The 15831-nt window shown below is 66.8% G+C and carries 11 protein-coding genes; 4 read left to right on the forward strand and 7 right to left on the reverse strand.

Annotated features, from left to right (window positions below; translation table 11 throughout):
* Positions 1–30: 30 nt before the first annotated feature.
* From AB4Z00_RS01600 to AB4Z00_RS01610, 3 genes are all read right to left on the reverse strand, one after another.
* On the reverse strand, positions 31–3477 hold the full coding sequence (locus tag AB4Z00_RS01600; RefSeq protein WP_442044635.1) for a glycosyl hydrolase: 3447 nt from the start codon (positions 3475–3477) through the stop codon (positions 31–33).
* A gap of 157 nt (positions 3478–3634) precedes the next feature.
* Positions 3635–4927, reverse strand: a complete 1293-nt coding sequence (rhaI, locus tag AB4Z00_RS01605) for an L-rhamnose catabolism isomerase (protein WP_132261687.1) — start codon at positions 4925–4927, stop codon at positions 3635–3637.
* Positions 4928–4991: 64 nt separating this feature from the next.
* Complete coding sequence (locus AB4Z00_RS01610; protein ID WP_442044638.1) at positions 4992–7106, reverse strand: bifunctional rhamnulose-1-phosphate aldolase/short-chain dehydrogenase; 2115 nt, start codon at positions 7104–7106, stop codon at positions 4992–4994.
* Positions 7107–7240: 134 nt separating this feature from the next.
* Here AB4Z00_RS01610 and AB4Z00_RS01615 point away from each other — a divergent pair, with 134 nt between their 5' ends.
* Genes AB4Z00_RS01615 through AB4Z00_RS01630 form a run of 4 tightly spaced genes read left to right on the forward strand, consistent with a single transcriptional unit; the run spans position 7241 to position 11872 of the window.
* Positions 7241–8668, forward strand: coding sequence for an FGGY-family carbohydrate kinase (locus tag AB4Z00_RS01615; protein ID WP_442044640.1), 1428 nt, complete (start codon positions 7241–7243; stop codon positions 8666–8668).
* The gene (gene lldD / locus AB4Z00_RS01620; protein WP_442044642.1) at positions 8668–9816 is read left to right on the forward strand and encodes an FMN-dependent L-lactate dehydrogenase LldD; all 1149 of its coding nucleotides are present in this window, start codon (positions 8668–8670) and stop codon (positions 9814–9816) included. The genes AB4Z00_RS01615 and lldD overlap by 1 nt, the downstream gene beginning before the upstream one ends.
* A 2-nt stretch (positions 9817–9818) precedes the next feature.
* Positions 9819–11123 (forward strand): MFS transporter, encoded by a 1305-nt coding sequence (locus tag AB4Z00_RS01625; RefSeq protein WP_442044644.1) that lies wholly within the window; start codon positions 9819–9821, stop codon positions 11121–11123.
* A complete protein-coding gene (locus AB4Z00_RS01630) occupies positions 11096–11872 on the forward strand; it encodes a DeoR/GlpR family DNA-binding transcription regulator (protein ID WP_132261678.1) in 777 nt (258 codons plus the stop codon). Before AB4Z00_RS01625 ends, AB4Z00_RS01630 begins: the two co-directional genes overlap by 28 nt.
* A 240-nt stretch (positions 11873–12112) precedes the next feature.
* Here AB4Z00_RS01630 and AB4Z00_RS01635 read toward each other — a convergent pair whose 3' ends face one another.
* The 4 genes from AB4Z00_RS01635 to AB4Z00_RS01650 are packed head-to-tail and all read right to left on the reverse strand — an operon-like array spanning position 12113 to position 15765.
* A complete protein-coding gene (locus AB4Z00_RS01635) occupies positions 12113–13438 on the reverse strand; it encodes a family 1 glycosylhydrolase (protein WP_132261677.1) in 1326 nt (441 codons plus the stop codon).
* A 10-nt stretch (positions 13439–13448) separates the two neighbouring features.
* Positions 13449–14318, reverse strand: a complete 870-nt coding sequence (locus AB4Z00_RS01640; RefSeq protein ID WP_442044647.1) for an alpha/beta hydrolase — start codon at positions 14316–14318, stop codon at positions 13449–13451.
* Entirely contained in the window at positions 14315–14773 is a 459-nt protein-coding gene (locus tag AB4Z00_RS01645; protein ID WP_442044649.1) for a hypothetical protein, read from the reverse strand. Before AB4Z00_RS01645 ends, AB4Z00_RS01640 begins: the two co-directional genes overlap by 4 nt.
* Positions 14770–15765: an MBL fold metallo-hydrolase gene (locus tag AB4Z00_RS01650; protein WP_442044651.1), complete on the reverse strand. Its 996-nt coding sequence runs from the start codon at positions 15763–15765 to the stop codon at positions 14770–14772. The genes AB4Z00_RS01645 and AB4Z00_RS01650 overlap by 4 nt, the downstream gene beginning before the upstream one ends.
* Positions 15766–15831 lie beyond the last annotated feature (66 nt).

The following is a 15831-nucleotide window of genomic DNA, read 5'->3' on the forward strand; positions in this document are numbered from 1 at the left end:
GGGGGATGATCCCCCAGGACTTCCTCTTCCTCACTTGCCCAGAGTGACCGGCCCGATCAGCCCCGAAGGCCGAAGCGGCGCATCGGCGCGATACGTCGGCATCGCCGTCCAGGTGATCGCCTTGGCGCCCGGTTGAGCGTCACCGACCAGCCGGTTGACCCAGAGATTGGCCACTTTCACCTCGATGGTGTTGCTGCCGCTTTTCACCGCCTTGCCCACGTCGATCCGGTAAGGCGCATGCCAGACCGCGCCGACCGGCTTTCCGTTCACCGTGACTTCCGCCAGATCGCCCACCTGCCCGAGATCGAGCCAGAGCGGTTGCCCGGCCTTGGCACCCTTGGGCAGCGAGAAGCTGCGCGAATACGTCGCTTCTCCGGAGAAGTACTTCACGCCCGCTTCCGCGTTCCGTTCGAGCGGAGCCAGCTTCGCCATCTCGATCGAGGCCGGCGCGCCGCGGTCTGCCTGGAAACGCACGGTCCAGCCGTCATCGAGCGAGGCCAGCGTCTGCGCCGGCCGGACGGGGAGCGTCAGGCTCTGCTTCGCGGCGGCCTTGCGGAACACCACGAAGAGGGCATCGCCTTCGACCAGCGAGAGCGGCACGATCGTTTCGCCGTTCTCGATCCGGTAGCCGACCGGCTCGCTCGTCCCGGTCTCGGGATGCCAGAGTTCCGGTGCCTTGCCGGTGACGCGGAAGTGCGCCTCGATGGACTGGGCGCCCTGGGGGTTGGAGAGGTAGTAGATCTCGCCTTGCGCTTCGCGGCGGTGGACGAAGGGGATCTTCGCACCCGCCTGCGTGCCGGCGCCCATCTGCGTGATGGTGAACCGGAAGTCCGGGGCCACGCCCAGCGTCTTCAGGGCGCCTTCCACATCCTTGCCGGCCATCACGCGGCCCTTGCCGACCGTGGCATCGCCGCTGCCGGACCAGAGTTTCGCCACCAGTGCCGACCACTCGCCGTCCCTGACGCTCGCCGTGCCCCCCATCATACTGGGCGTCGCGGTCGGCGCGTCGCCGATCACCGTGGCCCCGCCTTCGACGAGCGCGGCCAGCTTCCTCAGTGCACCCAGCGTCATGCGCTGCGAGGAACCGCCAAGGTAGATCGCCCGGTACCTCGCCCCGCTGGGCGCGACGACTTCGCTGCCGTCGTTGGAGAGCAGCCCGGTCAACGCGTCGAAGCTCAGGAAATCGTAGGCATGCGAAACCGGGGCATCGGCCACCGGCTTGTCGCCATAAAGCCCGGTCAGCGGCGCTTCTTCACCGTAGAAATAGGCGACGTCCGCCACGTTGCGCCCCGCCTGAAGCAGCAGCGAGGAGCGCGAGATGTAGTCCACCCAAGGTTTCGCCATCTCGCCCCAGCTTTCCATCCGGTTGAAATACTGGCCGAAGATGAAGAGCGAGAGGCCGGGCTTCTTGTCGTCGACCGGAACGTGCACCGAGGTATGGACAACCGGGCGGTTGACCCCGTTCACGAACTCCATGTCGATGAAGCGCTTGAGGTCCTTGGGCGCGAAAGCCCAGGGCGACATCGAGGCGGTCATCGATTCCGCCGCGACGAGGTTTTGCCCATAAAGATGCGCGACCGAGGCGGCGCCCTTCATGTCGGCGATCAGGGTCTGGCGCGGGCCTTCATCGCGGAAGGTCCACATCGCGGCCATCGGAATATCCGTGTGGCTGCGCATGGTCATGTCGTCGCCCAGCATCGGGCGCTTGTCCTCCAGCGCCTCGCCATAGACCTTCAGGCCGTTTTCATGCGCTACCTTGGCGACTGTGCCATAGTGCTCGCTGGCCAGCAGGTCGGCCAGTGTGCGGCGATAATCGTAGAGGAACTTGTCCGCCTGCGCCCGCGAGCCGACCAGCACGCCGGTCAGGGTGGGCAGCCAGGGCCGGGCGTCGTAGCCGCGCAGGCGCTGGAACTGCTCCAGCATCTTCGGCGTCCAGTTCGCCTCGCCCACTTCGATCGAGTCCGTCAGCAGCGCGCGCACCCCGCGCTGGCCGATCATGTCCGGCCCGGCGGCTTCCTTGTACAGGCCAAGGTAGTGATCGAGATAGCGGCGCACGGCGTCACCGTCGAACTTGTCGACCTCCAGCCCGGTCGCCTCGGGCGGCGCTGGGTGGTTGGTGGTGCCGAGCAGCGAATAGCCCATGCGCAGCACCCGCCAGCGTTGACCCTTGGGGAGCGCCGGGGCCTGCCAGTCGAGCGTACCATCGGCCTTGAGCTTGCCCGTCAGGTCCAACACGCTGTCAGGCGTAACGCCGGTGGCGCCGTCCTTCGGCTCTTCCAGGGCGTAATAATCGCGGCTCATCACGAAACCGGCCTTGGTCTCGAAACGGTCGACCTTCGCCCCTGCGGTAAGCGCGAAAGTGCCCACGATCAGCGGCTTTTTCGCCAGCATCGCGCCGACGCCGTCGAACAGACCGCCCATGGCAATGCCCGGCGCCGGCGACCCGAGCCCGCCGTCAGGCTTGCGGGGATTGAGCACCAGCCGGAAATGCGCGGCAGTGACGGCGGGGAAGCTGACGGTCGTTGGCACCGCGCCAAGCGTGAGCGTGGTGATCGGCGTCCATGCCTTGCCGTCGGCGCTCGATTCCAGCGTGCCGGTGAAAGCGGCACCGGCGAACGGCACCGTCACCTCAGGCACGAAGATGGTCGCGGAACCGATGGTTGCGGGCCTGGCATAGTCCAGCCGCAGGCTCGGCGCCTCGCCCTCCTTGCGGGCGAGCGTCACGCCCTTGCCGATATCGCTGTCCGAAAGCGCGGCGGCGGAAAGCGTATTGCCCAGGCCATCGGCTGCGCGCGGCAGCGCCAGAGCGGGTTCGGCGGCCTCCGGGAATGCGAAGACGCCCACCTCGCCGTAGTAGGACGGCCCCGGCGGGGCGGGATGGCCGGAGATCATTTCCTCGATCGAAAGCGCGGCGCCAAGCGCCTGGTACGGGCCCGTTGCCGAAGGCGGCGCCGCCAGCCTGCCCGAGAAACGCTGCCCGGCCGCCACGGAGGTCTCCGACCAGACCAGTTTCTTCAGGCCGTCCTGCGGCTGCACCCAGGGTCCGCCGGTCTCCGACCAGCCGGGCGAAGCGGCGATGGCGAGTTCGAGGCCCTGGCGGTCCGCCTCATGCGCGGCAAAGCGGAAGGCGTCCTTCCACTCGGGCGTCATGTAGACGAGGCGGTGGTCGACCACTTGCGGGGTCTGGAGATTGGCGTCGAAGTTCTGGAGACCGCCGATGCCGACGCGCTTCATCCAGGCCATGTCCTTGGCGATACCGTCCTTGGAGATATTGCCGTTCATCCAGTGCCACCACACGCGCGGGCGGGCGGAACCCGGCGGATCGCGGAACTGGTCCTCCAGCGGGGCGGCGGACGGTTCGGAAGATGTTGCAGCGGGGGCAGGCCCCTGTTCCTGCGCAAGGGCCGGCACGGCGACAAGCGTCGCGGCCAGTGCAGTTGCGGAGCACAGCACGGTACGAAGTGAATGGATCGGCATAGTCCCTCCCGGATCCAGATGGTTGTCGGATTTATCGTTGTGATTGTTTTAGTTTTGTTTTTGCCCTCGCCGCCGGGACGTGATGTCCCGGCGAGGAGAGGTTTCCGGGGAGGCTTGCTGCCCCTGTCCCGGCGGTATTTTCAGGTAGTGTGAAGTCTCAGACGATCCCGGCGCCCAGGCCCACGGCCTTGCGTTCCTGCGCCTTGCGGTCGCGCCAGCGGCTTTCGCGGTAGGCGCCCAGCACATCCGCCGCACCGCCCGCTTCCACGCGCGCCTTGGCCAGGATCGGGCTGACATCGACATTGTAGGCCCGGCGCAGTGCCTGGAAGGCCATCATCGTGTCGTTGGCTTCCTGCGAGAGATGCAGCGCCTCGCGGTCCACGAGCAGCGCCTTGGCGTAGCACGAACCGATGGCTTCGGCGGAGGACAGCATCGATTCGATCGGGTCGGTCACGTTGTGCGACTGGTCGATCATGTAGCTGGGCTTGAAACCGTCACGCGGGGCCAGTTCGGCCTCGACCAGTTCGTTGAACACCAGGAACAGCTGGTGCGGGTTGATCGAGCCCGAGTCGAGGTCGTCGTCGCCGTACTTGCTGTCGTTGAAGTGGAAACCGCCCAGCTTGCCGAAGCGGTGGAGGCGGGCCACGATCTGCTCGATGTTCACGTTGGGCGCGTGATGGCCCAGGTCGACCAGGCACTTGGCCTTGGGGCCGAGTTCCTGCGCGGCAAGGATCGAGGAACCCCAGTCGCTGATGACGGTGGAGTAGAACGCCGGTTCGAACATCTTGTGTTCGAGCAGCATGCGCCAGTCGTCCGGCAGAGCGGCATAGACCTCAGCGGCCGCGTCCAGATAGCGGTCGAGGCTGCGGCCGAGGTCCTGCTGGCCGGGGAAGTTGGTGCCGTCACCCACCCAGACGGTCAGGTCGGTGGAGCCGAGCTGACGGCCGATCTCGATGCATTCGATATTGTGCTCGACGGCCTGCTGGCGGGTCGCCTCGATGGTCGAGGAAAGCGAACCGGTGGCGTAAGAGTGGGCCTGGTCCTTCTGGTCCTGGAAGGTGTTGGAGTTCACCGCATCGAAACCGAGGCCGAGGCTGGCCGCTTCTTCGCGCAGGGCCTTGTAATCGCTCACCTTGTCCCAGGGGAAGTGCGGCGAGACGCGCGGGGTGAGGCGCGAAAGCTGGTTGATGACGGCGCAGTCTTCCAGCTTCTCGTGAATGTTGGTCGGTTCGCCCGCGATGGGGAACTTGGCGAAGCGAGTGCCGCCCCGGCCCGCGCCCCACGAAGGGACGGCGACCGAGAAGGCGGCGACCTTGTCCTTGATCGCGTCGATGGCGATGCCCGAACGCTCCAGCTTGCGGCCGAGCGAGGCATATTCATCCTCCAGCGCGTCCGCCGCGCGGGCATTGGCTTCGGCGATCAGTTCATCCGAAATCGGCAGTCTGCTCATTCTTCTATCCTCTAGCCCGTGCGGGGGAACGCGCCGGTTCGCGCCTTCCCCCGATACATATCTCTTAGCGCGTGAACGCCTGCGCGTTACCCGCATCGACATTGATCATGTTGCCGGTCGATTTCGCCGACTGGTCTCCCGCGAGGAAATAGACGGCTTCGGCAATGTCCGAAGGCAGCACGTCGCGCTTCAGCATCGAGCGGTTGCGATAGTGCTCTTCCAGTTCCTTGCCGGTGTCGATGCCGTGAGCGCCCGCGCGTTCCTTGCGCCAGTCGCCGTCCCAGATCTTGCTGCCCTTGATGACGGCATCGGGGTTGACGACGTTGACGCGGATGCCGTGCGGCGCGCCTTCCAGCGCCAGACAGCGCGCAAGGTGGTTCGCCGCCGCCTTGGCCGAAGCATAAGCCGAGGCATTGGTGGCCGCCGCCACGCCGTTCTTCGAGCCGATGAACACGACCGAGGTACCGCCCTGCTCCTTCATGCCCTTCAGCAGCGGCCAGGCGGCGCGGCTGGTGAGGAAGTAGCCCTGCGCCAGCACGTCATAGTTGCGGTTCCACAATTCGATCGTGGTTTCCTCGATCGGGGCCGAGGAAGCGATGCCGGCATTGGCGACGAGAATGTCGAGCCCGCCGAATTCGCGCGCGGCGACGGCGAAGGCGTCGGAGACTTGCGCTTCGTCAGTCACGTCGCAGACGGCGGCGCGGACCACGTCCTTGCCGAACTGCTTGGCGAAACCGGCGCGCACTTCTTCCACCGCATTGGCGTCGCGGTCGGCCAGCAGCACGCAGGCGCCGTCCGCCATCAGGCGCGCGGCGGTGGCGGCACCGATGCCGCCCGCACCGCCGGTGACGAGCGCCACGCGGCCGACCAGCGGCTTGGGCGCGGGCATGCGCTGCAGCTTGGCTTCCTCAAGCAGCCRGTATTCGATGTCGAACGCTTCCTGCTCGTCCAGCGCGATATAGTCGCCGATGGCTTCGGCGCCGCGCATCACGTTGATGGCGTTGCCGTAGAATTCCCCGGCGAGGCGGGCGGTGGTCTTGTCCGTGGCGAAAGTCATGCGGCCCACGCCCGGCACCAGCACGACCACCGGGTTGGCATCGCGCATCGCAGGCGAGTTCCCACGCTTGCAGCGCTCGTAATAAGCCGCATACATGTCGCGATAATCGGCAATCTTCTGAGCCAGATAGTCCTGGTCCTGAAGACGCGAAGGGTCGAGGGTCAGGGGAGCGATCTTGGTGCGCAGGAAGTGATCGGGGCACGAAGTGCCCAGCCCGGCGAGACGTTCGAACTCCACCGAGTTCACGAATTCCAGCGCCTCGGCATCGTCCGAGAAATGGCCCACCTTGCGGCGTGCCCCGGTCATCAGTCCGCGCAGGCGCGGCATGAGATCGGCGGCAATGGCGGCGCGGTCTTCGGAAGTGCCGTAGGCGCTGCCGCCGAAGGCCGGCTTTTCGCCGAGCTTGGCATTGAGGTACTTCGCGGCATCGGCGATCAGTTCGACGGTGTGCTCGTAACAGGACTTGGCGCTGTCGGCCCAGCAGATGATGCCGTGGCCGGCGAGCATGACACCCTCCACGCCCGGATTGGCGGCCACGTAGTCACGAAGCTGCACGCCCAGCGTGTAGCCCGGACGCTTCCAGCCCAGCCAGCCGATCTTGCCGCCCCAGATCGCCTGGGTGGCCGCCTCGCCGCCCGAGCTGGCGGCCAGCGCGATGATCGCATCGGGGTGGACGTGGTCGACATGGGCGAAAGGCAGCAGCGAGTGCAGCGGCGTGTCGATCGAGGCGGCGCGGCCATTGAGGTTGAACGTGCAGTGCGGCAGGTAGCCGACCATCTTGTCGTCGTCTTCAGGCCCGGCATAGTGCGCTTCGAGGCCGAGCAGCTTTTCCTGGTAGAGCGTGGCGAAACCGTCGAGCTTCATCGAACCGATGTCGCCGCCCGATCCCTTGACCCACAGCACTTCCACCTCGCCGCCGGTCAGCGGATCGATTTCGGTCAGCTTGGCCGAAGTATTGCCGCCGCCGAAGTTGGTGACGGTAAGGTCGGAACCGAGCAAGTTGGAGCGGTAGAGCAGCAATTGCTCGGGCGAAAGCGTCGCCGCGACCGAGTCGTCCCAGCGGCTGGTCGGAACGGCAAAAGGTATCGCGGGCGGCATCGCAGCCGGGCGGGAAGCGGTCATGGTATCCATAGTCATCCTCTACCAATTCGTGCTTGCATGAGCAATCTGTTTCGCTACAAAACGATCACGTTCGATCACCAAAGTCAATCATAATTGGTCAGAACGCATTCGGGATTGAGGATGGTTGGAGAGCCATGACGGGTACGGGTACATTCATCGTCGTCGATATCGGCAAGACCCTCAGCAAGCTGACGCTGTGGACGCGGGGCGGCCGCATGCTCGACCGTCAGGTGCGCCCCAACGCCGCCTGCGAGCAGGACGGTCTGCGCGTTCTCGATGTCGAGGGTATCGGCCAATGGCTGCGCGCCACGCTGCGCGGCTGGTCGGGCCATCCGGTGGAAGCGATCATTCCCGTGGCGCACGGCGCAGGCTTCGCGGCGCTGGACGGCGCCGATGGTAATGGGGGCCTGCTGTTCCCCCCGCTCGACTACGAACAGGCCATCCCCGAAGACGTGATGGCGGACTACCGCCGCGAGCGTGACGCGTTCACTCTCACCGGCTCGCCCGCCCTGCCGGACGGTCTCAATCTGGGCACCCAGGTCTACTGGATGTCGCGCCGGTTCCCCGAGGAAATGGCCCGCGCCACGCTGGTGCCCTGGGCGCAGTACTGGGCCTGGTTCCTCACCGGCCGCACCGCCAGCGAAGTGACCAGCCTGGGCTGCCACACCGACCTCTGGTGCCCCGCCGATGCCCGGTTCTCGCCCATGTCCGAACGGTTCGGCTGGGCCGAGCGCTTCGCGCCGGTCGTCAAGGCGAGCGACGTGGTGGGCACTCTTCGCGCCGATATCGCCGCCGAAACCGGCCTGCCCGCCACGGCGCAAGTGCTCGCGGGCCTGCACGATTCGAACGCCGCCCTGCTCGCCGCCCGCGGTTTCGCCGAGATTGCGCGGCAGGAAGCCACGATTCTCTCCACCGGCACCTGGTTCATCGCCATGCGCCTCGCCGCCGAGACGTTCTCGATCGCCGCGCTGCCCGAGGCGCGCGATACCCTGGTCAATGTCGACGCCTATGGCTGGCCGGTACCTTCCGCGCGCTTCATGGGCGGGCGCGAGATCGAATCGATCATCCAGATCGACACCCGCCGCGTCGACATCCGCCCCGACCAGCCCCGGCTCATGGAGGCCGTGCCCGGCCTGCTCGCGCGCGGCACGATGATGATGCCCACTCTGGCGCCGGGCTTCGGCCCCTTCCCTCACGGCACCGCCGAATGGGTCGACAAGCCCGAGGAATGGGCGGGAACCTGGTACGCCCGCCGCGCCGCGATCTGCCTCTATGCCGCAATGGTGGCGGATACTTCGCTCGACCTGATCGGCTCGAAGGAGCGGCTGCTGATCGAGGGCCGCTTCGCCGATGCCGAAGTCTTCGTGCGCGCGCTGGCGGCACTGCGCCCCGACACCGAAGTCTATGTGGCCAACGCTCATAACGACGTGTCGTTCGGCGCGCTGCGGCTCATCAATCCGCTGCTGAAGGCGCAAGGCGGACTGCGCCGGGTCGCACCGCTCGAAGGCGATCTTGCCGCCTACCGCGCGAAATGGCGCGCGCATATGCGGGAACTTGCCTGATGATCACCGCCTCGATCCCCGATTTCCGCGAGGTCGCCCGCCGCCGCCTGCCGCGCTTCCTGTTCGAATATATCGACGGCGGCTCCTATGCCGAAGCCACCTTGCGGCGGAACGTCTCCGACCTCGCCGACCTCGCCCTGCGCCAGCGGGTGCTGCGCGACGTGTCGCAGCTCGACCTCTCGACCGAGCTGTTCGGCCAGAAGCTGGCCCTGCCGGTCGCGCTCGCGCCGATCGGCCTTGCCGGCCTCAACGCCCGGCGCGGCGAGTGTCAGGCGGTGCGCGCGGCGGATAAGGCGGGCATTCCCTTCACGCTTTCCACCGTGGGCGCCTGCACCATCGGCGAAGTGGCATCGGCGGCGGCCAAGCCCTTCTGGTTCCAGCTCTACATGATCCGCGACCGCGCCTTCATGAAGGACCTGCTGGCCAAAGCAGTCGAAGCGGGCTGTTCCACGCTGGTCTTCACCGTCGACATGCCGGTGCCCGGCAGCCGCTACCGCGACTATCACACCGGCCTTGCCGGAACCGGCGGCCTGAAAGGCGCGGCCTGGCGCTTCGCGCAGGCGGCCGCGCGGCCCGCATGGGCCTGGGACGTCGGCATCCACGGCCGCCCGCACACGCTCGGCAATGTCGCTCCGGTGCTTCAGGGACGGACCGGCATCGAGGACTTCTTCGCCTGGATGCGGAACAACTTCGACCCCTCGATCAACTGGCGCGATCTCGATTTCATCCGCTCGGAATGGAAGGGGCCGCTGGTCATCAAGGGCATTCTCGACCCTGAGGACGCGAAGGAAGCCGCCGCGCTCGGCGCGGACGGCCTGGTCGTGTCCAACCACGGCGGGCGCCAGCTCGACGGCGTGCTGTCCAGCGCCCGCGCCCTGCCGCCCATCGCCGACGCCGTGGGAGACCGCATGACCGTTCTGGCCGACGGCGGCATCCGCTCCGGCCTCGACGTGGTGCGCATGCTCGCGCTCGGCGCCAAGGGCGTGCTGCTCGGCCGTGCCTGGGCCTGGGCGCTTGCCGCAGGCGGCGAAGCCGGCGTCACCAAGATGCTCAAATTGATCGAGGCCGAGATGCGCGTCGCCATGGCGCTCACCGGCACGACGAAAATCGCAGAGATCGACAGAACGATCCTGGCGGGAGGGACCTGACAATGACGGAAACCGCAGAGCAAGAGGACAACTGGCGCAACACCATACTCGCCGGCCTTGCCAACTATATCGACGCCGGCTCGATCGTCGCCGGCTCCGCCGCGCTCGCGCTGTGGCAGGAGAGCTATCACCTCTCCAACGACTTCGTCGGCCTGATCGCCGCCTTCGGTCCCAACGCCATCGGCGCGGGCGTGGGCGCGCTGATCGGCGGCTGGCTCTGCGACAAGCTGGGCCGCAAGAAGATCTACCAGTGGGACATGCTGATCTACGCGCTCGGCATGTCGATGCTGGTCTTCGCGGTGGCGCCGTGGATGATCGTCGTCGGCTTCCTGATCGTCGGCCTGGCCGTGGGCGCGGACATTCCCGCCAGCTGGTCGCTGATCGCGGAGCAGGCGCCGGACAACAAGCGCGGCAAGCATTCCGGCGTGGCGCAGGCGCTGTGGTATCTCGGCCCGGTCGTGGTCCTGCTGATGAGCCTGGCGCTCACCTCGCTCGGCGTGCTGGGCGCGCGGATCGTCTTCGCCCATCTCGTGGTGATCGCGCTGGGCCTCACCCTGCTGCGCTCGAAGATGAAGGAATCGGAGCGCTGGGTGGAGGCGCAGAAATCGGACGTGAAGCGCCAGCCCTTCTCCTCGCTGTTCAAGGGCAAGTATCTCACTTCGATCCTCGGCCTCGTGGGCATGTACGGGTTCTGGAACCTCTGGGCCGGCACCAACGGCTTCTTCTTCCCCTACATCCTGCGCACCATGGGCGCGGCCACCCAGGCGCAGAGCGTCGCCATCCAGGCGGTCTCGTTCTTCGTCGCCATGATCTCGGTCACGTTCGTGTTCATGCGCCTGTCGGACAAGGTGAACCAGCGCACGCTGTTCATCATCTCGGCCGTGATCCAGATCGCGGGCATGATGCTCCTGGCCATCCTGCCGCTGACGATCCCGGTCGCCCTGCTCTATGTGTTCCTGCTCCAGTTCGGCGGCGGCTTCGGCGCGCAGAGCTTCTTCCAGCTCTGGAGCTCGGAGATGTTCCCGACGATGCTGCGCTCCACCGCGCAGGGCGTCTGCTTCGCCATCGTGCGTATCTCGCTGGGCGTGTTCAGCTTCTTCGTGCCCATGCTCAATGCCACGGGCTTTACGAACCTGGCCTGGATTCTTACCGGCTTCCTTGTCATCAGCGGGATCATCGGCGCACTCTGGGCGCCCCGCAACGAAGGCAAGTCGCTGGAACAGCTCGAAGCGGAACAGGCCAATCCCGGCCTGGCTCCCCAGAAGGAAGCACAAGTCGCATGCACGCCGAGGAACGCGAACGCCTGATACTGGAGGCCGTCGCCGACACGGGCTTCGTGAGCTATCGCGCTCTCGAAGCCCAGCTCGACGCCTCGCCCGCAACGATCCGGCGCGACCTGACGCGGCTGGAGGAATCCGGCCGCATCCAGCGCGTCCACGGCGGTGCCAAGCTGCCGGAAGACGACAAGCCGGAAAACCCCCTGGGTCTGGCGGGCACGCCTTTCGAGCAGTCCATCACCCAGCACCTGCCCGCCAAGCAGGCCATCGGCCGCGCCGCGGCCAGGCTCTGCCGGCCGAGCGAGGGGATCATGATAGACGGGGGCACGACCACGCTCCAGATGTGCCCCTATCTTGACGGGCTGGACATGCAGGTGCTCACCAACTCGCTGCACATCGTCCACGCCCTGCTCCCCCAGACGGGAACGCGCGTGCTGCTGCCCTCGGGTACGGTGTTTCGCGAGCAGAACATCGTCCTGGCCCCGGCGGGCGAAGACTCGATGCCGCGCTTCCACGCGCCCAAGCTGTTCATGGGCGCGGCAGCGGTAGGCCCGCAAGGGGTGATGCAGCAGGACGTGATCCTGGTCGCCGCCGAGCGCCGGTTCATGGACCGTGCGGAGGAAGTCGTGCTCCTCGTCGACAGCTCGAAGTTCCGCTCCTCGTCGGGCGCGATCGTCTGCGGGTTGGACGAAGTGGATACCATCGTCACCGATGAAGGGATTCCGCAGGACATGGCGGATCGGCTGCGGGATCTCGGGGTTAAGGTGATTATAGCCTAGAAAGAAGTTCTGGGGGATGATCCCCCAAGCCCTTGGAATTTGGCGGGCTTGGTGCGCGGCTTACCGTTGCGGGCGGCGCCGCGTTCGATGGTCTCCTGACGGAAATGGCACGCCAGCCCGATAAGGCAGCATGCCATGTTCCTCGTCATTGCGAGGAGGCGAAGCCGACGCGGCAATCCAGAGCCGCGCCGAGCCGCCCTGGATTGCTTCGCTGCGCTCCCAATTACGAAGTGCAGGCGTTCAAAGTGAATTCCGCTTCGCAATCCCGCCCAGCACCGCAGCGCTCGGCTTGGGCGTGCGGGCGAACGTGGTGCGATCCACGCTGCACAGGCCGAAGCGCGGCTTGTAGCCGAAGATCCACTCGTAATTGTCCAGCAGCGACCAGTGCATGTAGCCAAGCACCGGCACGCCGTCGTCCATCGCCTGCTTCAGCCCTTCGAGCGCCGCTGGAATGAAGCGCGCGCGCAGCGTATCGTCCTCGGTGCCGACGCCGTGTTCGGAGACCAGCACCGGGACCTTGGTCGCGGCGTGGACATAGCGCACCGCGCCCGCCAGCGACGGCGCCCAGACTTCGGTGCCGGACCAGTTGCGATCGGCGCTATCCGGCGCGGGCAGGCGGCCCTTGTCGTTCCAGACCGCGCGTTCGTAGTTCTGCACGCCGATGAAGTCGTCGCCCTTGGCGATCTCCAGCCAGTCGCCGTAAAGCTCGGCGCGGACCTTGTCGCGCATCGAGTTCTTGCCGGAAGCCTGGTCGTCCAGCACCGAGAGCGTGAAGCCCACCGGCAGATCGCCGCGCACGGCCTTGATCGCGGCGCGGGCGGCCTTGTGCCCGGCCATCTGGCCCCGGACGATGACGTCCACGTCCTCGCGCCCGGCGACATTGGCGCAGAGGAAACGCTCGACGCCGAGCCGCTTGGTGGCGGCCTCCAGAGTCTGGCGCTGCATGTCCCATACCGGCGGGGGCAGGATATTCTTGAGGATGAGCAGGATGTTCGGCTCGTTCAGCGTCATGGCCATGGCGATGTCGGCACCGATCGCGCGAGCCACCTTGTCGCAGTAGCGGCCGAAGAGCTGGGCGGATTCCGGATTGCTCCAGCCGCCCTGCGCGCTGAACCAGCGCGGCGCGGTGAAGTGGTTGAAAGTCACCAGCGGGGCCAGGCCGCGGGCGTGGCAGCCTTCGACGATCCGCTTGTAGTGATCGAGCATGGCCTGCGAGAACAGGCCCTTCTCCGGTTCGATCCGCGCCCATTCCACGCCGAAGCGGTAGGAGGTGAGGCCCAGCGACTTCACGATATCCAGATCGGTCGCCCAGAGTTCCAGGCTGTTCACGGCGTCGCCCGAAGGCTCCGCGAAGATGGTCGGCTTCTGGTTTTCGACGAACCAGAGGTCGGACGCGACATTGTTGCCTTCGATCTGGTGCGGCGCGGTGGCCGCGCCCCAGAGGAAGCCCTTGGGGAAGGCCGGGTCTGGACGCTTCGCGGCGGCGCGTGCCATGACCGGCGCGGCGGCGGCAAGTGCTCCAGCGGCGAGCAGGCTTCGGCGGTCGAGATTCGCAATCTTGGTCATCGGATGCCCCTCAGGAATGGTCGGCGAAGAAGGAAAGCAGTTCGTCGGACAGCCGGCGGTCGGACGTGCCGAGATGCATGGCCATCGAATAGTGGTTGTGCCCGGAGGCGTAGTGCGCGCGCGGCAGATGGCCGTGGCGGCCGAGGCGGGCTTGCAGGAGGCTGGCCCATTCGGCCTGGAAGCGCGGCGGGTCGAACTCGGCGCAGGCGACCATGAGCGGCAGGCTGGTCGCCATCACCGCGCCCATCGGCATGCGCAAGTCGTAGCAATCCTGCGGGCCGTAATAGAGCATGTCGCGCTCATCCAGCGGTGTGAATCCATAAAGCCCCGACAGCAGCGCGGCCCCGCGCACCAGCTTGCCGTGATCCTCGCGCGCTTTCAGAAAGGCCGAGACATGGACCGCGCCCGCCGACGTGCCGAGCAGGAAGATCCGGTCCGGATCGCCGCCATGCCCGGCCACGTTCGCGCGCAGCCACTCGACCGCGAGGCTCACGTCCTCCGCGCCCGAAGGCCACATGTGCGCAGGCGCGAGGCGGTAGTTCATCACCGCGCCGATCAGCCCGTTCGCGGCCGCCCAGCGCCCGACATGGGCATTGGTCCAACCGCTTTCGCCGCCGCCCGCTTGTCCACCTTTATCGCCAACGAGGAAGCCCCCGCCATGAACGAACAGCACCACCGGACGAGGATCGCCTCCCTGGCCATAGAGGTCGAGGCGGTTGCGGGGATCAGGACCATAGGCGCAGTCGAGCGCGACCGGCGCGATCTCGGCGGCGAGCACCTGCTGCTCGGCCTGGAACAGACCCCGGCACGCCGCAACGACATCGGGACCCAGCTTCGTACCCATCGCGGCGATGGCGCGTCCCGTTTCACGAGCGGTCATGCCACTTCACTCCCTCGATGCGCGAACAGGCGGGTCAGCGCGTAAGTCGTTCCGGCCACGCCCAGCCCGGTTCCATAGACCAGCTTGAGCACGAGCGCGACCGACCAGCCGATCTCGCGCCACGGCCCGAAAAGACCGATCGCGGCGAGAACCGCAGCGCTCGCCAGGCCCGCCAGCACGACGGTGAGAACGGTCCGCGCGATGAAGCCGCGGCTACCCGTGCGCACTCCGGTTTTGCGAAGACTGGCCGAAACCACCAGCAGCGGCACCAAAGAGGACATCAGGGCGATGGCCGCGGCCTGCGGGAGGAAATCCAGCGCGAAATTGTTGGGCGCGGCGAAATGCAGCGGGCGGTTCGCAAAGCCGAAAACGCCGAAGAAGAACGCCGCGCTCAGCACCAGATTGATCGCGCCGCTGGTCACTTGCTCACGCCGCAGCCGGGCGGCGATGTTCATGGCCGGCATCCGAGATCGAAGCTCTGGAGATCGCGCGCGAGATCGACCGGCCCGGCATAGCGCGCGGCGATTCTGGAGCGGATGGCGGGTTCGAACTGCGGCAATGGCCCCGGCGGGACCGCGAAGTGAGTCAGCACCACCCTGCCCACACTTGCGTCGGCGGCGATCTCGCCGATCGCTTCAGGCTTGAGATGATGGGTGGAAAGGTGGCGCTCCATGCCGGCCAGCATCTCGGGCGAAGCATCCTTGCGGCGCTGGCGGATTTCACCAAGCAGAGCGTCGAGGGCGATGATCTCGGTCACGAACATGTCGCTGCCCTTGGCCAGCGCAGTAACGGCAGCGCTTGGGCCGGTGTCGCCGGTATAGGTAATGCTGCGGGTGCCCAGCGCGAAACGGTAGCTGAGCGAGACGTTGGCCGCATCCGGCTTGCCGTCAAGGTCGAAGTGACTGTTGGCGGCGGTCTTCACGCTCACGCCCTGCCCAAGGTCGAGTGCCTGACCACCCGCCAGTTCGATCACGCGTACCGAGTCCGCCGGGCGCGGCGGCGGTGTGCCGAGACCGAAGCCGATGCTGCCCGGTGTCGCCAGCGAGGCGACGATGCCTTCCACCACCGCCCGCGTACCCGCCGGGCCGTAGACGGTCAGGACGCCGGGAAACTGGTTCATCCAGCGCAGGCCGATCACGGCGGCGAGACCGCCGGTATGGTCGAGATGATTGTGACTGATGAATACCGTGTCGATGGCGCCAAGGTCGAGCCCGATCCGGGCAAGTTGGTCCACGGTGCCGTCGCCCGTGTCGACGAGCATCCGGCGCTCGCCGATGGTAAGCAGGTTGGCCGGTTCGGAACGTTCGGCCGTAGGCACCGGACCGCCGGCCGTTCCCAGCGTCGTCCAGCGCAGCGCCGGGCAGGTCGTGGCCGCCAGCGCGGGAACGGCGGACATCGCCGCTACCGTAAGCGCCAGCGACGTCATTGCGCGTTGAACCTGCATCATCACCCCTCTGTTGGCCGCCTCTTGAGGGCGCCTCGATGAATTGGGCCGGGGCCCTTGCGGACCCCG

The organism is Novosphingobium sp. YAF33 (assembly GCF_052113265.1).
Lineage (GTDB): Bacteria > Pseudomonadota > Alphaproteobacteria > Sphingomonadales > Sphingomonadaceae > Novosphingobium.